General features: G+C 44.7%; 17 protein-coding genes and 1 pseudogene. 7 read left to right on the top strand and 11 right to left on the bottom strand.

Features of this window, described 5'->3' with window-relative positions:
* Nucleotides 1–74 precede the first annotated feature (74 nt).
* The 5 genes from QN079_RS05525 (at nucleotide 75) to QN079_RS05505 (ending at nucleotide 5,627) form a co-directional block, all read left to right on the top strand.
* Nucleotides 75–1,007, top strand: coding sequence for a helix-turn-helix transcriptional regulator (locus QN079_RS05525; RefSeq protein WP_142971567.1), 933 nt, complete (start codon nucleotides 75–77; stop codon nucleotides 1,005–1,007).
* 74 nt (nucleotides 1,008–1,081) lie between these two features.
* The gene (locus QN079_RS05520; RefSeq protein WP_010747849.1) at nucleotides 1,082–1,441 is read left to right on the top strand and encodes a hypothetical protein; all 360 of its coding nucleotides are present in this window, start codon (nucleotides 1,082–1,084) and stop codon (nucleotides 1,439–1,441) included.
* 149 nt (nucleotides 1,442–1,590) lie between these two features.
* A complete protein-coding gene (locus QN079_RS05515; protein ID WP_080646972.1) occupies nucleotides 1,591–2,130 on the top strand; it encodes a GNAT family N-acetyltransferase in 540 nt (179 codons plus the stop codon).
* A gap of 15 nt (nucleotides 2,131–2,145) precedes the next feature.
* A complete protein-coding gene (locus QN079_RS05510) occupies nucleotides 2,146–3,876 on the top strand; it encodes an ABC transporter ATP-binding protein (RefSeq protein ID WP_010747847.1) in 1,731 nt (576 codons plus the stop codon).
* Nucleotides 3,873–5,627: an ABC transporter ATP-binding protein gene (locus tag QN079_RS05505; protein WP_010747846.1), complete on the top strand. Its 1,755-nt coding sequence runs from the start codon at nucleotides 3,873–3,875 to the stop codon at nucleotides 5,625–5,627. The genes QN079_RS05510 and QN079_RS05505 overlap by 4 nt, the downstream gene beginning before the upstream one ends.
* Before the next feature lie 66 nt (nucleotides 5,628–5,693).
* On the opposite strand, the gene QN079_RS05500 is transcribed toward QN079_RS05505, so the two are convergent.
* The 6 genes and pseudogenes from QN079_RS05500 to QN079_RS05475 all read right to left on the bottom strand — a co-directional run bounded on the left by QN079_RS05500 (nucleotide 5,694) and on the right by QN079_RS05475 (nucleotide 11,701).
* A complete protein-coding gene (locus tag QN079_RS05500) occupies nucleotides 5,694–5,966 on the bottom strand; it encodes a GNAT family N-acetyltransferase (protein ID WP_010747845.1) in 273 nt (90 codons plus the stop codon).
* Complete coding sequence (locus tag QN079_RS05495) at nucleotides 5,954–6,232, bottom strand: (4Fe-4S)-binding protein (protein ID WP_010747844.1); 279 nt, start codon at nucleotides 6,230–6,232, stop codon at nucleotides 5,954–5,956. The genes QN079_RS05500 and QN079_RS05495 overlap by 13 nt, the downstream gene beginning before the upstream one ends.
* A gap of 191 nt (nucleotides 6,233–6,423) precedes the next feature.
* Nucleotides 6,424–8,616, bottom strand: a complete 2,193-nt coding sequence (locus QN079_RS05490; protein WP_010747843.1) for an alpha-galactosidase — start codon at nucleotides 8,614–8,616, stop codon at nucleotides 6,424–6,426.
* Between the two features lie 40 nt (nucleotides 8,617–8,656).
* A pseudogene (locus QN079_RS05485) lies at nucleotides 8,657–9,472 on the bottom strand (carbohydrate ABC transporter permease); the annotation flags it as partial.
* 2 nt (nucleotides 9,473–9,474) lie between these two features.
* The gene (locus QN079_RS05480) at nucleotides 9,475–10,350 is read right to left on the bottom strand and encodes a carbohydrate ABC transporter permease (RefSeq protein ID WP_010747841.1); all 876 of its coding nucleotides are present in this window, start codon (nucleotides 10,348–10,350) and stop codon (nucleotides 9,475–9,477) included.
* Nucleotides 10,351–10,411: 61 nt separating this feature from the next.
* The gene (locus QN079_RS05475) at nucleotides 10,412–11,701 is read right to left on the bottom strand and encodes an ABC transporter substrate-binding protein (protein WP_010747840.1); all 1,290 of its coding nucleotides are present in this window, start codon (nucleotides 11,699–11,701) and stop codon (nucleotides 10,412–10,414) included.
* A 168-nt stretch (nucleotides 11,702–11,869) separates the two neighbouring features.
* Between QN079_RS05475 and QN079_RS05470 the strand changes: the two genes are divergently transcribed.
* Both QN079_RS05470 and QN079_RS05465 read left to right on the top strand, forming a co-directional pair.
* The gene (locus QN079_RS05470) at nucleotides 11,870–13,393 is read left to right on the top strand and encodes a response regulator transcription factor (protein WP_010747839.1); all 1,524 of its coding nucleotides are present in this window, start codon (nucleotides 11,870–11,872) and stop codon (nucleotides 13,391–13,393) included.
* Nucleotides 13,390–15,093, top strand: coding sequence for a sensor histidine kinase (locus QN079_RS05465; RefSeq protein ID WP_010747838.1), 1,704 nt, complete (start codon nucleotides 13,390–13,392; stop codon nucleotides 15,091–15,093). The genes QN079_RS05470 and QN079_RS05465 overlap by 4 nt, the downstream gene beginning before the upstream one ends.
* A gap of 106 nt (nucleotides 15,094–15,199) precedes the next feature.
* Here QN079_RS05465 and QN079_RS05460 read toward each other — a convergent pair whose 3' ends face one another.
* The 5 genes from QN079_RS05460 to QN079_RS05440 form a co-directional block, all read right to left on the bottom strand.
* On the bottom strand, nucleotides 15,200–16,627 hold the full coding sequence (locus tag QN079_RS05460) for a 6-phospho-beta-glucosidase (protein WP_289230490.1): 1,428 nt from the start codon (nucleotides 16,625–16,627) through the stop codon (nucleotides 15,200–15,202).
* A gap of 16 nt (nucleotides 16,628–16,643) precedes the next feature.
* Nucleotides 16,644–18,515, bottom strand: a complete 1,872-nt coding sequence (locus QN079_RS05455; protein WP_289230489.1) for a beta-glucoside-specific PTS transporter subunit IIABC — start codon at nucleotides 18,513–18,515, stop codon at nucleotides 16,644–16,646.
* Nucleotides 18,516–18,631: 116 nt separating this feature from the next.
* Nucleotides 18,632–19,468: a BglG family transcription antiterminator LicT gene (licT, locus tag QN079_RS05450; protein ID WP_010747835.1), complete on the bottom strand. Its 837-nt coding sequence runs from the start codon at nucleotides 19,466–19,468 to the stop codon at nucleotides 18,632–18,634.
* 227 nt (nucleotides 19,469–19,695) lie between these two features.
* A complete protein-coding gene (locus tag QN079_RS05445; protein WP_010747834.1) occupies nucleotides 19,696–20,742 on the bottom strand; it encodes a DUF2189 domain-containing protein in 1,047 nt (348 codons plus the stop codon).
* A gap of 346 nt (nucleotides 20,743–21,088) precedes the next feature.
* Complete coding sequence (locus QN079_RS05440) at nucleotides 21,089–22,201, bottom strand: NADH-dependent flavin oxidoreductase (RefSeq protein ID WP_010747833.1); 1,113 nt, start codon at nucleotides 22,199–22,201, stop codon at nucleotides 21,089–21,091.
* Nucleotides 22,202–22,205 lie beyond the last annotated feature (4 nt).

Here is a 22,205-nt window from a genome sequence, read left to right as displayed (position 1 = left end):
TTGGTTCCTCCTTTTCTTGTTACCATAAGTGTAACTGTGAATATTGCCAAAACTTGGCACCATTGGAGAAAGAAATGAAAAAATCAGAACGCTTAACACAGGAACTATTGTATTTACAAGGAAAAACCACTTTTCATCTAGCCGATTTGATGGAAACCTTCGCAATCTCAAAACGTACAGCCGTCCGCGATGTCCAATCATTGGAAGAGCTGGGCTTGCCTCTCGTGGTAGAAACCGGTCGTTATGGCGGCTATCAGATTTTGAAAAATCAACTGACCCCGTTGTACTTTGACAAAAATGAACGGTATACTCTTTTCTTTGCTTTGCAGCTCTTACAAAAATTAACCGATTCTCCTTTTGATCGGAGCTATCAAGGGCTACGGCGAAAACTGTTGCAGTCTTTTTATCAAGGAGACACCGAGTGGTTAGAAAAAATGGAGACGGCGGTTTCGTTTCAAGGGGTGCCTCAATTGACGAGTACACCGATCCTCTCAGCGCTTTTTTCAGCGATCGTACAAGAACAGGTCATCCAATTTAGCTATCAGCGTTATCAAAAAACGAACAAGACCGTACAACCCTATCAGCTGGATTTTCGCGCTGGTTACTGGTATTGTTTGGGCTATGACTGTCAAAAGCAGGCTTTTCGCCGCTATCGCTGTGATGCAATGCAGGGACTTGCTCCGACTGAAAAAACAGGCTATACCTTGCAGCAGTTAGCTGAAAAACAGCTGCAGCAACAAGTGTTGACACAAACACTGGGCTATCACATCCGCTTTGATCTATCGGCAAAGGAACGCTTGTGGCAAGAAAAATATCCTGACATGGCAGTGGTGGAACGTTCAAGCGAGCTTTGCTTAGAGGGACACATTGCCGACAATGAGCTGGGTTTTCTGGCTGATTTTCTCTTGCAATTTGGTCCAACCATCAAAGAAATCCACCCGTTAGTCCTCAAACAAGCGTATACTGAAAACGTTCGGCGGATGCTGCAGCCATTTGCAACGGACTGACCGCTTTCCTGCATTGATTATTGATTGCTTGCTTGCACCGAAACTGATTCTAATTGATAAGGAGTTTTCTACCTATGTTTCTTTTAAATAAAAAAACCTTCCAAGCATTGGCTGCCCCCTATAGGACAGAAGGGGCTGCCATCGGCTATGCAAAATGGCAGTCCTTCAACGCCATCACCAGCCGTAGCCTGCTCGTCTTGGATGATCAGCATTTGACGATTTTGGCGTTGAATCTTTTCTCGACAAAAGTCGTGCAGCACAAAAGCATACCGCTTGCTGAGCTGAAAAAACAGCACAAAGATCCTATTGTAGGAATGCTCGTCCCGATTCGCTTTACTTATAAAGGGGAAACCTACCGTTTTCAAATGCAGCGAGTGATCTTGCCCTTGGGAGATTGGCAAAAAACCTTTCTTGCCCGCTGGCAGTCGTGGTAAATGAGCAGCAACTGGCAAGGTTCGTTTCCTAGAAAAAGACTTTTCAAGTGATTTACATTTTTTTTGCAAGAAAATGAATAGATTTTTCAAGGGATGTTTTCGGCTATTTCGTTCTATGGTAAGATGTCCCTAAAGAAATGGAGGCTGTTATAGGTTTTATTGCAAGTGAACGTTTACTGCTTCGTCCGTTTCAAGAAAGTGATTTTGCCGATACCTTTGCTATTTATCGGCAAGCGGAAGTCTGCCGATTCTTACTTCATGAGCCTTGGCAGACAGAAACGGCAGCTGCGGCTTTTTCCAAAAAATGCCAACAGCACACCTTGGCGGACCAAACAGGTCTTTCTTTGGCAGTACTACACGATCAAACGGTCATCGGCGATTTGTCGGTGTGGTCTACTGGTCAGCCGTCTTCCGTTGAAATCGGCTATGCCTTCCATCCGTCATTTGGCGGACAAGGGTTTGCTCAAGAAGCATTGAAAGAATTGTTGGGCTGGTTGTTTGCCAGTCAGAAGATCCATCGGGTCCAAGCGACGCTAGACGCCCGCAATCAGGCCTCAGCTAAGCTTTGCCAACGCATTGGATTACGCCAAGAAGCACATTTTATCCAAGACTGGTGGAACAAGGGGGAATGGACCGATAGTTTGGTTTTTGCCTGTTTGGCCAGTGAACATCCTGCTCATCCGAAATAATTTAGGAGGTTTTTTATGATTAGCTTGTTACGCTATGCCAAGGATTATCGCAAACAGATTATTCTTGGTCCGTTTTTCAAATTTTTAGAAGCGGTGTTTGAATTGGTCCTGCCTTTGCAGATGGCCGCTTTAGTCGATGAGGGGTTACGGCAAAACAATTGGTCGAAGGTCGTTGAAATGACGATCTGGATGATCGTGATGTCCGTGGTAGGCATGATCTGTGCCGTCATCTGTCAATATTATGCTTCCGTCGCTTCTCAAGGCTTCGGGACGGAACTACGCAATCGCTTGATGAAAAAAATCAACACCCTTTCCCATAGCGAACTAAACTTATTCGGGACGGATACCTTGATCACCCGAATGACCAACGACATCAACCAGATGCAGATTGCTTTGGCAATGCTGATTCGGCTAGTGGTCCGTGCGCCCTTCTTAAGTATCGGTTCCGTGATTATGGCCTTTGTCATTGATTGGCAAGCTGGCTTGATTTTCCTACTCGTCTTACCGCTCTTTTGTATCGTCTTATTCTGGATCATCGCCAAAACCGTGCCATTATATAAGAAAGTTCAAATTCATCTCGACGAATTGAACGAACTAGTGAGTCAAAATTTAAGCGGGATTCGGGTGATTCGTGCTTTTGCCCGCACAAAAACGGAAACGAAACGCTTTGATAAAGCAACTGATGATTTAAGTGATGTCTATTTACGGGTCACAAATCTCTCTGCTTTATTGACGCCTGCCACCACCTTGATCATGAATGTCGGCATTATCGCGTTGTTTTATATCGGTGGATTCAAGGTCAATATTGGCAATTTGCAGCAAGGACAAGTATTGGCACTGGTCAATTACATGAATCAAATGCTCTTAGCGTTGATCGTGGTTTCCAACTTAGTGATCATCTTTACCCGTGCCGCAGCATCTGGTTCACGGATCAATGAAGTGTTAGCCACTGAGCCGTCGATCGGCGATGAGCTTTCAGAAGTCTTTATGGATCAGCCGAAAAACAACGTCGGAGCGATTCGCTTTGAGCACGTTGATTTCCGCTTTTCAAAAGAATACGGATTAGCCTTGAAAAACATTGATTTCCAAGTCGCGCCGGGGTCTATTTTAGGTATCACTGGACCAACCGGGAGTGGGAAATCTGCCTTGACCCAATTGATCCCCCGCTTCTACGATGTGGCTGATGGCAAAGTGATCGTTGACGGGCACGATGTGCGGAAATGGCCTTTACAGCAATTACGCCAAAAAATCGCCATGGTGCCTCAAACCGCCGTGCTGTTTACGGGAACGATTCGAGAAAACTTGCAATGGGGCAAAAAAGATGCCACCGATGAAGAGTGCTGGCGAGCACTAGAAATCGCTCAAAGCCGCGACTTCGTTGAAGCCTTGCCGCAGCAACTGGATACCCCGATTTTTGAAGGCGGCAAGAACTTTTCTGGGGGACAAAAACAACGGTTAACGATTGCCAGAGCATTGATCGCTAAACCAGATATCTTGATTTTGGATGATTCTCTAAGCGCCCTTGACTATCAAACCGATCTTGATTTGCGGATGGCTTTAAAAGAAAGCATTCGTGGTACGGTCATCATCATCTCCCAACGGGTACGCTCCATCCAAGATGCGCAGCAGATCTTGGTCTTAGACCAAGGGAATTTGGTAGGCAAAGGGACCCATGAAGAGCTACTGGCAACGTCAAAAGAATACCAAGAAATCGTGGCATCACAGGCAGAGGAGGAAGAAGCATGAAAAAGAAATCATTCGATTGGTCGGCCTTTCGTCGCTACCTCCCTTATTTGACTGCCTACGCGAAGGAAACTTGGGCAGCAGTTGTCCTCGGGATCGCTGCTGGTGTTTCCTCGGTTTATATGACGTATCAGATCGGTCAAGCCGTCGATCAGCTGATAGGTGCCGATCAAGTGCAGTTCAGCGCCCTCTATCGTATTTTGCTTTTGTTTGCCGGAGTGGTTTTAGTGACTGTGGTCAGTCAATGGTTAATCCAGCGACTAGGCAACCGCGTGGCGTATTTATCCGTCGCCGATTTGCGTAAAAAAGGCTTTGCCCATCTCAATACATTGCCGTTGCGCTATTATGACCAAAACTCCCACGGCAACATCGTCAGTCGCTTTACCAACGACATGGACAATATTTCCATTGCCGTCGCTGCAGTCTTTAACCAGTTGTTCTCTGGTATTTCGGTCGTCTTGATCGCCTTAGTCGTCATGCTGCAAATGAGTGTGCCCTTAACGTTGGTCGTATTGGTTTCGACCCCGATCATCTTTTTGGTCAACTGGATCGTGGCACGAACGTCTCAATCGCATTTTGCTCGCCAACAAGAAATCGTCGGCGAAATTTCTGGCTTTGTTACGGAAATGATCGGCAATCAAAAAATCGTCAAAGCCTTTGATCGAGAAACCATCAACCAAAACCGTTTTGAAACGATCAACCAAGAATTGAATGTCCGGGGGCAAAAAGCACAGTTTTCTTCTTCTTTGACCAATCCCCTTTCACGATTCGTCGATCACTTGGCGTATCTGTCAGTCGGCTTTGTCGGCGGTCTGCTTTACTTTTCTGGTTCAGGTGCTGTCACGGTTGGGGTGATCTCCAGCTTTACGATCTACTCCAGTCAGTTTTCGAAACCATTCATTGAATTGTCGGGAATTACCACCCAGATCCAAACGGCATTAGCTGGACTTTCAAGAACCTTTGAGCTATTGGATCAAGAGCCAGAAACAGCCGATGACCAAGAATCTCAATCACTGGGTGAGATCAAAGGCGAGATTGCCTTTGAGGAGGTTTCTTTTGCTTATGATCCTGGTCAAAAATTGATTGAAGATTTCACTTTTACCGCAAAACCTGGAGAAACCGTCGCGATCGTCGGAAAAACTGGTGCTGGTAAATCGACGTTGGTCAATTTATTGATGCGTTTCTATGATGTCGATAAAGGGGCAATCAAGATCGATGGCACCGATATTCGTCAGTTGAAACGAGAAGAATTACGGCAAAGCTTCGGAATGGTCTTGCAGGATACGTGGCTCTTTGATGCCTCTTTACGAGAAAACCTGCAATACGGCAATGACACTGCCACAGATGAAGAAATCTATGATGCCTTAAAGCATGCCTATATGTATGAGTATGTGATGCGCTTACCAGAAACACTAGATACACCGATCGGTCATCAAGGGATCAAGATCTCTGACGGGCAACGGCAGCTCTTGACGATCGCCCGCACGATGATCAGCAACCCACCCATGCTGATTTTGGATGAAGCAACCAGTTCGGTTGATACTCTGACTGAGAAAAAAATCCAAGATGCTTTCTTGAAAATGATGGAAGGCAAAACCAGCTTTGTGATCGCCCATCGCTTATCAACGATTCGAGCAGCAGACAAGATCCTGGTGATGGATGCCGGTCAAATCGTGGAGCAAGGAACCCATGAAGAATTACTGGCAGAACAAGGCTATTACTATCGCCTGTACCATGCTCAATTCCAACATTGATCAGCCATACCACAACCCCCCATCAGCTCAAAGGTACCTGCTTGAGCTGACGGGGGTCTTTTTTATTTATTGGTTCCAAACATCGGCATATTCTGGTTTGCGTTCAAATTCTTTTTTGGCAAAGGGACACAAAGGAATGATTTTCTTTTGTTCTTTGCGGGCTTTTTCCACCCCTTTTGCCACTAATTTTTCGGCCAGACCTTGGCCCCGATAAGCGGGATCGACAAAGGTATGGTCAATGATCAAGCGCGTTTCGCCCGCTTCTGACCAGGTCATTTCACCGATTTCTTTGTCGCCGTCTTTTAACACAAATCGAGTGTTTTCTTCTAAGATTTCCATGGTTCTTCCTCCTTTAATATGTACTTTAATGCACCGCTTGGGTAAGTGTGGATCACTTGTGCCGCTTGCGCTGCTTCCCCGTTATCAGGAATCACCCATGGGCGCCGTCCAACTTCAAAAATAGCGGGATTGCCCCGCACACAGTTGCCGCTGTGGGTGCAGATCTCTTTGTTGTAATAAATATCGATCGCTTCGCCACGATACTTCCGATATCCTGCAGCAATCAACCCTGCTTCTGTTTCCTTGCCTAGTGGCTGTTCGTCCATGTTGAACACCCTCCTCTTATTGATTGTCAGAAGCAAACTGCCTGCCTCCTCCTTCATCATACGACTTCTCGAGAAAAAAATAAATCATTTGTTCAAAAATAACTTCTCAGTTGCCGTTCATTAGCCAAAAGCTTGCGGCAGCACAATAAAGCGTCCCGTCAAAACATGTTGCTTTGACAGGACGCTGATTTTCATTCGTGAGGCGCTTTTGCAACAAAATGAAACCGCTGCGTGGCGTAATCCCCTGCTAAATGAGGATCGATATACAACCCGAGCTGCATCAATTCATCGCCACCGAAGGTCTCTCCCCCACTTTGATAGGTAAAGTCTGGATCTAAGCCAGCCAGCTTTAAAGTAACCAATGGTGCAGAGGCTTCGGCTAAGACTCGGAAGTAAAAGACGATCGCTTCTTTTTTATCTGGGGAAACATACAGCCAGGCGGTGTCATTGCCTTCATAAGGGCTGAGCAGTCGAACAAAGCGACCCAACTGCAGCAGGCGCCGATGTTTTTTATAAAAAGCGATTTGTTCTTTGATCTGCGCTTTTTCTTCTTGTGTCAGCTGTGTCAAGTCAAGCTCATAGCCCAACAAGCCAGACATTGCAGCATTGCCACGAATCGCTAGATCCGTTGCCCGTTGGGTCTGATGGTTCGGGATCGCTGAGACATGGGCACCCATGGTGGATGGCGGATAGACCAGACTGGTTCCGTATTGGATCTTCAGGCGGGCGATGGCATCGGTGTTGTCGCTGGTCCAAATCTGCGGCATATAATACAAGAAGCCAGCATCAAAGCGCCCACCGCCACCAGAACAGCCTTCAAACAGGATCGTTGGATAGGCAGTGGTCAGTTTTTCTAGAAATTCATACAAGCCCAGCAGATAGCGATGTGCAACCTCCCCTTGCTGGGCAGGATCGAGGAGCAAGGAATAGACATCCGACAGACTGCGGTTCATGTCCCATTTGATATAGTCGATGGCAACCGTATCAAACAGTTGGGTTAACTGGTGATAGAGATGGTCTCTGACATCTTGTCGAGAAAAGTCCAACACATACTGACTGCGGCTAAGCGCTGGCTTGCGATTGGGTACTTGTAACAGCCAATCAGGGTGCTGTCGGTTTAGTTCACTGTCACCAGAAATCATTTCTGGTTCCAGCCAAAGCCCGAATTGCAGCCCTTTGTCATGGACTTTTTGGGCAAATCCTGCCAAGCCAGAAGCCAGCTTGCCTTCGTTTTCAAACCAATCGCCTAATGAGGTTTGGTCATCTTCTCGCTGACCAAACCAGCCGTCATCCAAAACAAACAGTTCGATTCCCAGCTCCTTGGCTTCATCAACGAGGGCATCTAGCTTTTCTTCATTGAAATCAAAGTACGTTGCTTCCCAGTTATTGATCAGGATCGGCCGTTCTTGCTTTTTGTATTTCCCCCGAATCAAATGCTCATCATAAAAATCATGATAGGTGGCTGACAGCTGATTCAAGCCAGTCTCACTATAAGCAATCACGGCTTCTGGGGCTTGAAAGCTTTCAGTTGGCGGCAATTGCCAGGCAAATTGATGGCTGTTGATCCCCATGATCACACGAGTTTGTTGGTAAGGATCTTTTTCGATGATGGTTTCATGATTGCCGCTATATAGCAAGCTAAAACCAAAACACTCCCCAGCAAACTCCGTAGCATTAGGTTCCAGCAAGACGGCAAAGGGATTTTGCTGATGGCTGCTGGAACCCCGCTTGCTGTCTAAACGCTTGATGCCGCGATGGATGGGTTCTCGGGTCACTTGACGTTCCTTCGCCCACGCCCCTGGCAAGTGGATCAAATCAAAGGGACGGTTAGGAAAATCCAGGGATTGACTCGCCAGCTGTTCGATGGTAACAGGCTGGTTTCCGTGGTTGATTATTTTACTTGAGCGGACGATCACTGCCGCCTCCTCAAAAATTGTGTAAAACAGCTGCAGTTCGAGTCCTGCCACATCATCTTTTAAGGACAGAATCAGTGTTTCGATGCTGTCGTCGGCCCCATGGGTCTGAGGCAATCCTGCTAAGGCTGGTTTGCCTTGTTGAATCTGGTAATCACTAAAGACAAAATGGCTGACTCGGCTGCCGTCAGACTGGCGAATCGTATAGGCAGCTTCTCGAAAGTCCCCGAAGCCATTACCAGGAAACTCCAGCATCAAGGTGTCTAATGAGAAAAGCCGATCGCTACTGTCTGGGGGATTGGGTGAAAAGGAGCGATCAAGGCGTGGGTAGCGATAGCCTCCAGAATAATGGGCGATTTTCTTCCCAAAATAAAGGTGCGCCACATTGCCCCCTTCCTCTATCTGTAAGAGATAGCTGATTTGATCGTTGCTTAAATGAAAGACGTTTAATTGTTTGTCAAAAAGAATCATATCGTACCCTCTACTTTGTATTTGTTTGCTGATGCCCCGCTTATTTCACGGATCCCAGCATCCCTTGGACAAATTGTTTTTGTAAAACGAAGAAAATGATGGCCGTCGGCAGTGTGGCGATCACGATGCCGCACATCATCATGCCATAGTCAGGTGTATAAGAAGCACCCATTGCTGAAAGAACCAGTGGAACGGTCCGTTTGTCTGGTGATTGCAGGGCAACTAATGGCCATAAATAATTGTTCCAGCTGCCCATAAACGTAATGATCGCGGCAGCTGCGTAGGTATTTTTAGCCGTAGGCATGTAGACTCTAAAGAAAATACTCAGTTCATTCAAGCCATCGATCCGAGCAGCTTCGACTAATTCTCTAGGGAATGCCTTGATGTTTTGGCGGAAAAAGAAAATCAAAAAGGCGGTACAGACTGAGGGCAAAATCACGACAGCGAAGGTATTGATCCCGATCGGTGTGCCGCTAAGTTTGCTGAACATCCGATAGAGGGGGATCATTAGCGCGGCAAAAGGCACCATCATCGACAGCAAGAGAATATTAAAGATGCGGTCTTTGGTTTTCGTTCGATAGATCTCAAAGCCATACCCTGCCATGGAGGAGAACAACAGCGCAAAGACGGTCGTAATCACGGCAATCACTGCGGAATTGCCTAATGCCCGAGTAAAATTCAAATCAGAAGAAAAGAGATTTTGGAAGTTGATCACCAATTGATCGCCAATCATGATTTTTCCAGCAACGATATCAAAGGTTTGATTGGTCATCCCTAGAATCATCCAAACAAATGGAAAAATAGAGATGAAAGCCAAAATCGCCAGAAAGACGTATTTTAAAGTGAGTGAGATTGTTTTCAATTTTCTTTTCCTCCTATTTTCGTTTGGATGATCGATAAGATCACGATCGCAATCACGATAACAAAGGAGACCGCAGCGGCGTACCCAAAGTTTGGCGTGAATTTGTAACTCAAATTGTAGATATATTGGGACAAGGTCGTCGTGGCATTGGCTGGTCCACCGCCAGTGATATTTTGAACTTCATCGAATAATTGCAGCGTACCGATCGTTGAGGTGATCGTGGTAAATAAGATGATTGGACGCAAGTTGGGAATCGTGATTTTGAAGAATTGATCCCATTTCGTGGCACCATCGATCTCTGCCGCTTCGTAAATACTTGGATCGATATTTTGCATGCCTGAGATGAAAAAGATCATATTGTAGCCAGTCCAACGCCACGTGATGGCAAAAATGATCAGTACTTTTGCCCAGAAGGGATCCGTCAACCATTGGATCGGTGCATCGATCAGGTGTAGTTGCGTCAAAAAGTTATTGACTAACCCATTTGCCGAAAAGAGACTTTTCATGATCAAGGAATAAGAAACCAAGGATGTGATACAGGGTAAAAATAAGGCGGTGCGGAACAGCCCTTTAAATTTCAATTTTTTGTCATTCAATATGTTCGATACGATCAGCGCCAAAAAGAGCATGATCGGAACTTGGACTAATAAGTATAAAAACGTATTGCCAAAGGCTTTTTTAAAGGTTGAGTCGCTCAACATCCGCTGATAGTTGCCAAGACCGTTAAAGGTCATCGCTGTCGGTGGTCCTGATTGGAATGACGTGAACAATGCCGAGACCATCGGAATAAAGACCAGCATCGTGATCAAAATGACGGGTAAGGTAATAAAGGCATTGCCGTTTGCAAACCAATTTTTTGTTTTGTTTTTCATTGTAATTCCCCCTTAACACAGAAACTCGCGATCGCTCACGAGTTTCTGCAAAGTTGTTCGATTAGTTTGCAATTTGTGCTTCCACTTGTGATTGTGCTTCTTCTAATACTTTATCGATGTCTTCGCCGTTGATCACTCGTTGCAAGCTTTCAGTCAAGACAGATTCAATGGCATAGGTGTGATTGCCGTAGTTCACGGCTGGAATTTCTTGTGACCATTGAGAGAAATCTTGGAAGACTTTTTGACCGCCATAGAAATCAAGCCCCGACGTATATTCTTCCGTTTCTTCTGCAGCATTCATGGTTGAAACCAAACCGATCTCGGTAGCTAATGTACCCATCAATTCTTTATTTGAAGCAAAGGTATTGGCTAAAAAGTCTTTGGCATTTTCTTCGCCATCAACCCCTTTGATCACGTACCAGCCTGCTCCGCCGATGCTAGAAGCATTGACTGAATTGCTGTTGCCAGCGATAGATGGGATTGGAGCGATCGCCCATTTGCCGCTTTGGTCTTCCGCGCCTTGAATCGTGCTGGAATACCACGCACCAGTTGGCGCAGAGGCGACATTCCCCGATTGAACGGCATTGACACCACCATCCCAATCAGAAACTTGTTCAACTAAGCCTTCATTCAACAATGTTGCTAAGACAGTTAGACCGGCTTTGAAGGATTCATTGTCTTTGATGGTCACAGTGGAGCCATCTTCACCGGTATACCATTCGCCTGCCGATTGCATAATGATTCGTGCCAAGCCAAGATCGCTTGGGTCTAACGACATCATAGCGTGACCCGTTTTATCTTTGACGTCTTTGGCGATGCTGATAAAATCATCCCAAGTAATATCTTGGAGATCAGCTTGCTCATAGCCTGCATCGGTCAAATAGTCTGTGCGGTAAAATAGTCCTGCGACGCCACTGTCAAATGGCACCCCATAAATGACATCGTCGACTTTATTGACCGCAAATTTATAGCTGGAGAAATCCTCCTCATTCACAATATCCGTTAGATCACTAAACGCATCTGGATAAGAAGAAAGGTATCCTTGGATGCGGTAGTCTTCGATCAAAACGATATTTGGTAGTCCGTCCGTATTTCCAGATGCCAGACTCGTATTTAATTTTTGAACGATATCATCTTGTGACATCGTCACGACTTCCACATCGACATCTTGATTTTCATATACTTTTTTGGCTTCATTGACTGCCTTGATGTTGAAGGTCTCATCCCATGCCCAGACCGTGACTTTGTTTGAGGACTCACCAGAATCCCCTGAGCTTGTGTTGCTGTTTCCGCAAGCTGCCAAAGTCAGCACTGCAGCCGCCGTTACCATCGATGCAAATAGTTTTTTCATTTTTATCCCTCTTTCCTTTTATTTACATGGCTAACTATACACCGATTTTGTAACCGTATTCAATAATTATGAAAGAGCTTACTAAATTAGTCCAAAAATAGAAAAAAGTTACAATACCTTTCTTTTTTGAAAGCGTTTATAATAAAGAAGAGATATAGGGGGGATACCATGACTATTTTACGCACGGTCTTAGTCGTTGATGATGAGGCAACGATCCGAGATGGATTGAAACATATGATACGTTGGGAGCAAGAAGGGTTCCGTCTCTTAGGCGATGCAGCGAACGGGCACGAAGCATTGGCGCTGATTCATGAACTGAATCCCGACATCGTGATCACGGATTTGAAAATGCCACAAATGGACGGTCTTCAACTCACAACGATCATTCAACAACAATATCCAGAAGTCCATTTTTTGGTCTTGAGCAGCTACGATGATTTCCAATACGTCAGTCAGTCTTTTAGAAATGGTGCCGTAGATTATCTTTTAAAACCGACACTGACACCGACACTCTTGTTGAAGACGCTGCACAACATCTCACAAAAGCTGTCACATACGAAAGGCTCCGTGACTGAGGAGACGCAGCTGCAAGAATCGTTGAATCGCTATTTAGCAGGGTATGAAGAACCGTTGGCTCCTTTGGCGGACTACCTTGCATTAGATCAGTCGCAACAGCAAGCCCAAATTTTGACCACCAATTTTAGCGGCTTTCGTGCCAATGATCAGCTGCTGCATGCATTAACGGAATTTACTCAATCACAACCGCAGGTAAAGACGCTCTTTTTTCAAACCAGTAACAAAGATGCCGGCTTAGTGATCAGTTATCCAGAAGGAACGGATGTTTATTCCTCTTTGAAAGAAACGTTGGAACAATTGCGTTTTACCGAGCCAGACGCCTTCTTTACTCTCAGTGTGCCCTTTCAAAAGATTGAACAGTTGCGGGACCATTTTGTGACGCTTAAAGCCAAAAGCCAAGGACAATCGTTTTTTTATAAACGACAACGGTTGGTGCCAGAACAAGAACTCTTTTTGTACATTGAAAGTGAACGCTTTGATACGAAGAAGTTCTTACGGGCTTTGTTAGACAACAACTTTTTATTAGGAATCACCAGAATCGAGGAATATTTTAATGACATGATCTTATCCAATGTCGATCCGACATTCTTAAAACAGCAGGCCAGCAGTATTTTTTACACGTTACTGTCCCGCTTGGAAGAAGAATTTCCCAATGCTCCACGCTTTAGCCGCTTAAAAGCCGAATTTTTGCATGCCATCGGTCACGTGCAGTATTTGGAAGATTTTTCTGATTTGTTGTTGGCGACCATTGATGATATTCGTCAACAGCTGACGACCTTATCACCGCTGGATGAAGATGATCTACTCGTTGCGATCCAGCGCTTCATTCAAGACAACTACACCAAAAGTCTGTCTTTGTCTGAACTGGCTGAAACCTTTCATTTTAGTTACACCTATCTTTCGGCTTTTCTTTCTGCGAAACTGAAAATGAGCTTTTCTGAGTATGTAAAGAAAACCCGCTTGGATAAAGCCAAAGAACTACTGACACAATCTGATCTGAATCTATCTGAAATCAGTGAAGCGGTCGGGTATTCGGATATCAGCTATTTTTCTCGCATCTTTAAGAAAGAATGCCAAGTCACCCCATCGAAGTATCGGCGGTTGAATCAATTATGAAAATCAACCAATGGATTCAGAAAAATGAATTATTCAGTCGGATCTTCCTCTTTGTTGTCGTCGGGGTCATTAGTGTTTGTCTGCTAACTGTCGTCGTGATCTATGGTCGCTCGAAAGATGCCTATGTTGCCTCGTACCAGAGTTCCAATCAGCTACTACTGGAAAAAATCCAAGAAGATTATGAGCGTCTGAACGAGAATATCCATCGAATTTTTGACATCGTCGATGAAAGCAAAGCCGTTGAAACATACTTAGAAGGCGACATGAATCAAGGCCGTACGATTTTAGAATTAAACGAGCAATTAAAAGACACCCGCTCTTTGTTTCAAGACATCCCCTCGAATTTAGTGTTGATTGGGGTCAACGGGGGCACGTTCTTTCAAAACGATGCGGTTCGCAATCAATCAGTAGATGATTTTCTCGCCAGTGCCTTTATCCAGCAGATCAATGACAATGACGCCATCAGTCAATATTATTTCTTGGATCAAGGCTTGAGCACCTCCACCAGCGACTCCCCCGGCTTGATGTACGTGCGCAAATTAATGAAAGAAGAAACGATTTTCGGCTATGCCCTGATTTTCTTAAAAGAATCCGATTTTTCTTCGATCTATCGTCAACTCTTAGATACCAGTCTCCACTCGATCTATATCGTCAATGAGCAAAATCAAATTCTTTCCACTTCTAATCCGAGCCTTTTAGGCAAGCCGTTTGAAAATCGTCTTGTCACGGTCAAAAGAGATACTAGCATCAATCAGCTGCCCCTTTATTCGTATCATTTTACTTTTTACGATGTTTTGGATGAATCGCATCTAGTACGCAATATGAATCTGATCAAGCCAGCTCTGTTGATTTCTGTCGTCAGTATTTTACTCTTTAGTCTGCTGGCATTTTGGATCATCCGCAACATCACCCAACCGATTTATCAGCTGATCGCCAAGCTGCCTGCGGTCACACAAGGCGATTTCAGCGACAAGGTTACCATCAACGGGACGTACGAAACGCGAGAATTGGGGCGTGCCTATAACTTGATGCTAGAGGACTTGGAATCTTATGTCGATCATTTAATGGTTACAGAAGCCGAAAAACGCAAGTTCGAGATCCGCTCGTTGCAAATGCAGATCCAACCGCATTTTGTCTACAACACATTGACGGCCATCAAGTTTTTGATCTGGCAAAACGAACAAGAAGCCGCCACCCAAGCGATTGAAAGCTTTGTCCAATTGTTGCGGCACACCTTTAACCGCAAAGAGATCGTCCCCTTAAAGGATGAGCTAGCGATCGTGGAAGAATACCTCGTGTTAATGAACGTACGTTACGGCAATCGCATCCAATCAACGATTTTTTCAGAAGATGGCTGCGAAGATATTCTTGTACCGAAAATGATTTTGCAACCGATTATCGAAAATGCCTACCTGCATGCCTTTCCCGAAGAGGATTCAGGATTGATCCAGATTTTTTCTCGCGTCAGTAAGGAAGGTCTGAAAATTGAGATCATCGATACGGGCATCGGGTTCAATGAAGAGCACCCAACCAGCACCGCCAACCATTTTGAACACTATTCGGGTATTGGCTTGGACAATATTGATCAGCGTATCAAGCTGCTCTATGGGGAGAAATATGGATTGACTGTAGAATCACGCATCAACGAAGGAACCACCGTTCGCTTGCTGCTGCCGATCCAGCGGGAGGAAATAGCATAATTTCTTTCATTAAAAAAGAAAAGCGCCAACAGAACCAGACAGCTTCCTTGAGCAGTCCTGTTCCGTTGGCGTTTCTTTCCTTAATAATAATCGTTAGTTAACTGGCTTAAGCCAAATCTTCTCCATTCGAGGCAATCACTTTTTTGTACCAATAAAAAGATTGTTTTTTGCTGCGGGCTAATGTGCCATTGCCTTCATTGTCGCGATCGACATAGATATAGCCATAGCGTTTCTTCATTTCTCCGGTTCCTGCAGAAACCAAATCGATACAGCCCCATGAGGTATAGCCCAACAGTTCCACACCGTCTTGGTCAATCGCTTCTTTCATCGCTGCGATATGCGCACGTAAATACTCGATGCGATACACATCATTGATTTTTCCATCTTCGTTTGGTGTATCCACCGCTCCTAGACCATTTTCGACGATGAAAAGCGGTTTTTGGTAACGATCATAAAGATCATTCATCGTGATCCGTAAGCCAAGCGGATCAATCTGCCAGCCCCATTCCGACGCTTCTAAATACGGATTTTTAATGGTCGGGAACAAGTTGCCTTCCGTTTTCTCAACACCGGAATCTTCTGAAGCAGCGACCCGAGAGGCATAGTAAGAAAAGGAAATAAAATCTACGGTATGGGCTTTTAATAAAGCCGTATCTTCGGCGGTTTGTTCCAAAGTGATTCCTTTTTCCGCTAGCATCTTCAAACCATAATTTGGATATTCTCCTCGCGATTGCACATCGATAAAGAAATAGTTGCCGCGATCGCTTTTTTTGCTTTCCCAGACATCTTTCGGATTGCAGCTGTAAGGATAATAACTAGCCGCTGCCAGCATACAGCCTACTTTGTTTTCTCGATCGATCTCGTGGGCGATTTTTGTTGCCAACGCACTAGCGACTAACTCATGATGAGCAGCTTGGTATTTGATTTGTTCTTCATTTTCGCCCTCAGTAAAGGTCAGCCCTGCACCGAGAAACGGGGCATGCAAGATCATATTGATTTCATTAAAGGTCAGCCAGTACTTCACCAATCCTTTGTAGCGAGTGAAGATCGCCCGACAAAGGTTTTCGTAAAAGGCAATCATCTTACGGTTGCGCCAACCGCCATATTCTTTGATCAGATGGATCGGACAGTCAAAATGCGTGATCGTCACCAAAGGTTCGATTTGGTATTTGCGGCATTCTAAAAACAGTTCTTCATAAAAGCGCAAGCCTTCTTCATTAGGGGTTTCTTCGTCGCCCTTCGGAAAAATTCTTGACCAAGCAATCGATAAACGATAGGTTTTAAAGCCCATCTCCGCAAACAAGGCGATATCTTCTTTGAAATGATGGTACATATCGATCGCTTCTTTTGCTGGATAGAAATACCCTTCTTCAAAGGCAAGCATCTCACGCTTGCCGGTAATGACTGCTCGTCGGTCCTTGCCAGTCGGAATCACATCGACATTGGCAAGTCCACGCCCCCCTTGATCAAACCCGCCTTCACATTGATTGGCGGCTGTTGCGCCGCCCCATAAAAAGTTTTCTGGAAATCCCATGTCTTATTCTCCTTTTTTAGCCGATCACTTTGATGATTTGATCACCAAATGTGATCGGACCACTGTTTGCTGTCAAAATGTCGCCCACTTCTGCACTGTTAGTGATAACGATTGGCGTGATCACTGGATAACCTTTTTCTTTGATAAACTCGATATCAAATGTAATCAATGGGTCGCCAACTGATACTTTCTGCCCTTTTTCTGCTTGATAGGCATAGCCTTCGCCATTCAATTGCACCGTATCGATCCCGACGTGAATCAACAGCTCAATGCCTTCCTCACTAGTCAAGCCAATGGCATGTTTGGAATCAAAGACTGCTGTGACAGTCCCGTTGACTGGTGCTAGCACTTCTCCAACGGTTGGCTCGATCGCTACCCCTTGTCCCAGAATTTCTTCTGAAAACATGCCGTCATTGACTGCTTGTAGGCTTTTTAGTTCCCCTTTTAGAGGTGCTTTGATCTCCGCCCCGCTGATTTGATGGGTTGGTTCTTGCTCTTTGTCTGCTGGTGTTGCTTCAGGTGCTTCTTCTGTAACAGGGTCTTTGTATAAGAATAATGTCGCAATAAATGTGACCACGATACTGATTGCCGCACCGATACAGGCATTGGTCAAATGACGTAAGGTGTCATCGCCGATATAGCTTGGCAAAGTCAATAGGCCTGGTGAGCCGCCTGAGAAATTACGGACACGCATGATTCCCATAAACAGACCCCCAAATCCGCCACCGATCATTGCTGCATACAAAGGTGTTTTAAACCGTAAGTTGACCCCATACAACGCTGGTTCAGTGATGCCGAATAGACCTGTCAGACCTGCAGAAAATGCCAATTGTTTGATCGTAGAATCTTTTGATTTGAAACCAACGCCGATAGCGGCAGCTCCCTGACTGACGTTTGAAGCCAGCATGCCAGGATAGATCACTGTATCATAACCTGTGGTCATTCGGTTGTTGATACCGATAGGAACCAATCCATAGTGGGTACCCGTTGCCACGAACAATGGAGTGAAGGCACCGATCAATAACGGAACGATCCATGGGCTGACCGTTTCTAAGGCTTGGATCCCTGCGGAAATCGCTTCACTGATCATATAGCCTAGAGGACCTAAAGCAACTAATGCTACCGTCCCTACGACGAAGATCGTCAGCAACGGTTTGCTAAAGAATTTGATTGCTTTTGGTGAGACCTTATCAGCAATCGGTTCAACGTAAGACATGAACCAGACACTTAAGATGATGGGGATCACCGATGATGAATAGGTCACTGGTGAAATCGGCAAACCGAACAAATGGATGCCGCCACCTGACTCATTGACTGCTGTCACCATACCGATGAAGTTGGGATGCAGTAAAATTCCACCCACCATCATCGCCAGATACATGTTGGCTTTGAACTTTTGCGCAGAAGAAGCAGCCAGTAGAATCGGTAAGAAGTAGAACGCAGCATCTGCCATAAAGTTTAGGATTTGGTAACTTTGACTTTCTGCCGTCAAGACATTGAAGACCACCAGCAACGAAAGGACCGTTTTTAGCATCCCAGCTGCCGTGATGGCTGGCAAGATCGGGGTGAAGATCCCAGTGATCGTATCGATAATTTTCGCTACACGTCCCCGATCGTCTTCTTCTGTTTCTTGATCACTAGTCAAATTGGTTTGGGCAGTGATTTCGTTGTAGACATTGCCAACATCACTGCCGATGATCACTTGGTACTGTCCGCCTTTGTTGACCACACCCATGATGCCTGGTGTATGTTTTAAGGTACTTTCTTGTGGTTTGCTGTCATCTTTCAAGTTGAAGCGCAAGCGGGTCGCACAATGGGTCAAGCTTTGGATATTTTCTTCCCCACCAACATTGGTGATGATCGTTTTTGCTAACTCTTTGTAATTCATGTCGTTCCTCCTATTTTGGTCCTTTGTTTGCTTTTCGTGTGTCAAAACATAAAAAAATACCTAAACGAACCCCTTGGGAGTTCATTTAGGTATAGCCTGCCAATCCAGTAACAATCCTAAGCACTTGTTATTCGTTTGATGTGTATAGTTAAATAGATCAATTCGTCTTCTTCTAACGGTCTACCGAATTCTTTGTTGATGTAGTCGCTGATTTTCAGCGCACACGCATATTCCTTCATATAGCGGTCTTTCAACATAAAAATAAAACTGCCGGTTCCTGCATCATCGAGCTTTGTTCCGCTGAATAAGCGCTGGACAAAAAATTTCAAATGGGTCACAAAGCGTTCGTAGTTCAATGAATACTCATCAAGCTCCATTGAAAAATGATATTTGACGATGTTTAGGATATGCTGAATGATCTTCGCCATTTCCGATACTTGACTGACCTGCGCCATATCCAACTCCGCATTAACGATGTGCAATGCAATGAAGCCGGCTTCATCTTCTGGCAGCTCGATCGCCAAGCGATTTTTAATGATCGATAACGCTTCTTTGCCAATGAGGTATTCATGGTTATAAAACCGCTTGATTTCCCATAGCAAGGCATTTTTGATTTCCATGCCATTTTGATAGCGCTCGATAGCATAATTGATATGATCGGTCAGCGTCAGAAATAATTTTTCGCTCAATTTTTTCCCAAGGGAAACTTTTGCAAAACTGATGATCTCATTCGCTGCTTGAATATGTTCGATAGGGATAGAAGAAAGTAATTGGGTTAGTTTTGTGACATTCCACTCTTGTGTACTGAGATAGACTTTCTCAATCTTGGTATCGTCGATCACATCGCCTGGCTTTTTCTTAAAGCCTAAGCCTTTGCCCATGACGACCAATTCTTGTTTTTCCTCATTCTCAGAAATCACAATGTTGTTATTGATCACTTTTGTTACGTTCATTTTAACGACCCTATTCTTCTTTAGATTTCTTCACACAAAAAAATAGGTATAGCCCGCCTAAAGCGGTAACAATCCTCAGAGCCAGTGTAGCATGAGAAAAATCACTCGTCAATGGGGATTTTTAACCGCTTGTTTAAAAGCAGAAAACAGCGCTGCTGCCATTTGATTCTTTGGCAGAACGCTGTTCACTGGTTTATGGCTCACTAACTCTCTTTGTGAGAGGTGAATTAGATACGATTTTCGTGGTCAGCAGTTTTGACTAAGTTTGCTCCCACCAACCCACCGATTGACGTAAGAACGAGTCCTAAGACCATTGCCACAAAGCCCCAAATGGATGCTTTAGCTGTTGCATCACTTGCTTCTTCCGCTTTTTGACGAGCGTCTTCCACTGCTTGGTCAATGTCTTGTTTGGCTTGTTCAAGATTTTGTTGCGCATTTTCGATTTGTTTTTGCGCTTCATCAGAAGCATCTTGCAAACCAGTGACAATGTTATTGGTTGCTTCTTCTGCTTCTTGTTGGCTTAAATCAGTATTTTGAGCGACCGCATTTGAAATTGCTTCTTCATCCACTGAATCACCAATCGTTGTAGCACGATCTTGTAATTTGCTTGCTAAATCATCAATGATTTTATCGGCATCATTTGGATTGGTTGCAATGTCTTTGCCGGCATCTTTGATGTCGTTCGTCGCATCAGACAATTGATTTTGCAAGTAGTCTGGTTGCAATTCAGGAACATCGGTATCTTGTAAAACATCATTGACGTTCGCCTGTAATTCATCTGTATTGACGTCTTCCATGTTTCCTGTTATTTCATCGAAGGCTTTTGAAGCGACATCGCCAGCACCAGATGCCACTGTTTCAACACCACTGCCGACAGCAGAAGCAACGTTTCCTAAAAGTGAACCGACTACAGAAAAAGCACCGATCGTTAAGTAAGAGAGCATAACCATCATCACGATCATACTTGTTGCCCATGTTAAGAAACCATGAACCAATCCGACACGTCGAGCAGCAACACCAGAAACAAAACCAGCACCGAATAATGCCAAGACGAAGGTAATCACTGTCCAAATCAATAATCCTGTCCCAACACCATCTAATGGGTTATTAGAGGTTGGTTCCACCATACCAAAACCGATTGCTGAGCCAATCATTGAGAGTGTCATGAACAATGCGATAAATGTTACAACTCCTGCAAAGATAGACCCCCAAGACAAATTATAGCCTGCCTCCCGCTCATCTGAACCTAAATAATTTCTAAATCCTCTTTTCATCATTACATCCCCTTTTTGTTTTTTTAACCTGAATTAAGTCTAACAACTGATTGTTTTTTTATCAATCAACTCGACTTGCGCTATCTTTTTGTAAGAAAAATGAATGATTCTGAATTGTTTGACTATTTATTAAAATAAACTAAAAACTCATTCGTGTATTTTAACTAAAAAAATCTTTTCGCGCTCTTTCTTTCGATCACAGGCTTGTTTCTCCCAGTCTTCTTCTGATTCGTCATTTTGAAACTAAAAGGGTCACATTAGAGAAAAAACAGCTCTTCTCAATGTGCCAAAAATGAGTAGCGATCATAAAAAACCACCTTCGCCCAAGGCAAAGGTGGTTGTCTGCTTATTTTTCTTCATTTAGGCGATCTGGCATCATGTTTTCCATAAAACCCCAAACGCCGTTTTGTAATACGAGTTCCTCACGTTCGTAAGTAGAAACCGTGGTGCGGATCAACGCATCTTGACCGTCTAAGACTTTTTGTCCCCAATGAGGATCGATCAACAATGCTCGGCCCACTGCTACAAAGTCTGCATGTTCTAGCAATCCCGCAGCATCTTTCGATGTTCGGACATCCCCTACACCAATCAAAGGAACCCGCTGAGCGATTTTTTCATAGACATACGCCAACATCGATTTTTCTTGGTACGCTTTTGAAATCGATTTGCGGGTATAATCCGCAAGGGAGATGTGCAGATAGTCTAATCCTTTTTCTGCCAGTTGGTCCACTAAGAACAACGTATCTTCAAAGCGAATCCCTGGTTCTTCGAATTCTTCCGGTGAAAAACGATAACCGACGATAAACTCCTTCACACCTGATTGGTCCACTGTTTCCAATACTTCATCGACGAGCTTCTCAATAAAACGATAACGGTTCTCTAGTGAGCCACCCCATTCATCGGACCGACGATTTGAGTGCGGAGAAAAGAATTGTTGGATCAAATACGTATTGGCTCCGTGGAGTTCTACGCCATCAAACCCCGCCTTGATCGCCCGTTCGGTAGCTTTTTTAAAGTTTTCAATAATCGTTAAAATCTCATCTACTGTGACTTCTCGGGGAACCTGGGCATTTGGTCGTTCGGCAGCAACTGCGCTAGCAGAAATCGGTTGTGTTCCTCGTAGGACCGAGTCATCCGTCATCCGACCGGCATGAAAAATCTGTAAAATAGCTTTGGTCCCATTGGTTTTGATGGTGCTGGCCAATTTACTTAATCCAGGTAAAAAGGCATCGTCGTAAGCGCCTAATTCCCCTTCCCAGCCCTTGCCATCTTCTTGGACATTGGCTGCAGCTGTGATGACTGCTCCGACTTCCCCAGAGCGTAAGCCATAGTAAGCCAACTCATCTTTCGTAATCACCCCATCAAAGAAGGACATCTTGGTCGTCATTGGTGCCATAATGATTCGATTTTTCAACTGCAATCCGCGCTTAAATGTTGCTTTGTCTGTTACATTTCGCATGGGT

This window comes from Enterococcus sp. FZMF (assembly GCF_030263915.1).
GTDB lineage: Bacteria > Bacillota > Bacilli > Lactobacillales > Enterococcaceae > Enterococcus_D > Enterococcus_D casseliflavus.
This window is presented reverse-complemented; position numbering and strand designations above follow the sequence as displayed.

Bases quoted from the DNA above. Each gene is read 5' to 3' on its own strand.
- QN079_RS05465 (WP_010747838.1), top strand. From the start codon at position 13,390: ATGAAAATCAACCAATGGATTCAGAAAAATGAATTATTCAGTCGGATC.
- QN079_RS05495 (WP_010747844.1), bottom strand. From the start codon at position 6,232: ATGGACGAACAGCCACTAGGCAAGGAAACAGAAGCAGGGTTGATTGCT.
- QN079_RS05470 (WP_010747839.1), top strand. From the start codon at position 11,870: ATGACTATTTTACGCACGGTCTTAGTCGTTGATGATGAGGCAACGATC.
- QN079_RS05475 (WP_010747840.1), bottom strand. From the start codon at position 11,701: ATGAAAAAACTATTTGCATCGATGGTAACGGCGGCTGCAGTGCTGACT.
- QN079_RS05525 (WP_142971567.1), top strand. From the start codon at position 75: ATGAAAAAATCAGAACGCTTAACACAGGAACTATTGTATTTACAAGGA.
- QN079_RS05505 (WP_010747846.1), top strand. From the start codon at position 3,873: ATGAAAAAGAAATCATTCGATTGGTCGGCCTTTCGTCGCTACCTCCCT.
- QN079_RS05500 (WP_010747845.1), bottom strand. From the start codon at position 5,966: ATGGAAATCTTAGAAGAAAACACTCGATTTGTGTTAAAAGACGGCGAC.
- QN079_RS05520 (WP_010747849.1), top strand. From the start codon at position 1,082: ATGTTTCTTTTAAATAAAAAAACCTTCCAAGCATTGGCTGCCCCCTAT.
- QN079_RS05480 (WP_010747841.1), bottom strand. From the start codon at position 10,350: ATGAAAAACAAAACAAAAAATTGGTTTGCAAACGGCAATGCCTTTATT.
- QN079_RS05455 (WP_289230489.1), bottom strand. From the start codon at position 18,515: ATGAATTACAAAGAGTTAGCAAAAACGATCATCACCAATGTTGGTGGG.
- QN079_RS05460 (WP_289230490.1), bottom strand. From the start codon at position 16,627: ATGGGATTTCCAGAAAACTTTTTATGGGGCGGCGCAACAGCCGCCAAT.
- QN079_RS05490 (WP_010747843.1), bottom strand. From the start codon at position 8,616: ATGATTCTTTTTGACAAACAATTAAACGTCTTTCATTTAAGCAACGAT.
- QN079_RS05440 (WP_010747833.1), bottom strand. From the start codon at position 22,201: ATGCGAAATGTAACAGACAAAGCAACATTTAAGCGCGGATTGCAGTTG.
- QN079_RS05510 (WP_010747847.1), top strand. From the start codon at position 2,146: ATGATTAGCTTGTTACGCTATGCCAAGGATTATCGCAAACAGATTATT.
- licT (WP_010747835.1), bottom strand. From the start codon at position 19,468: ATGAACGTAACAAAAGTGATCAATAACAACATTGTGATTTCTGAGAAT.
- QN079_RS05445 (WP_010747834.1), bottom strand. From the start codon at position 20,742: ATGAAAAGAGGATTTAGAAATTATTTAGGTTCAGATGAGCGGGAGGCA.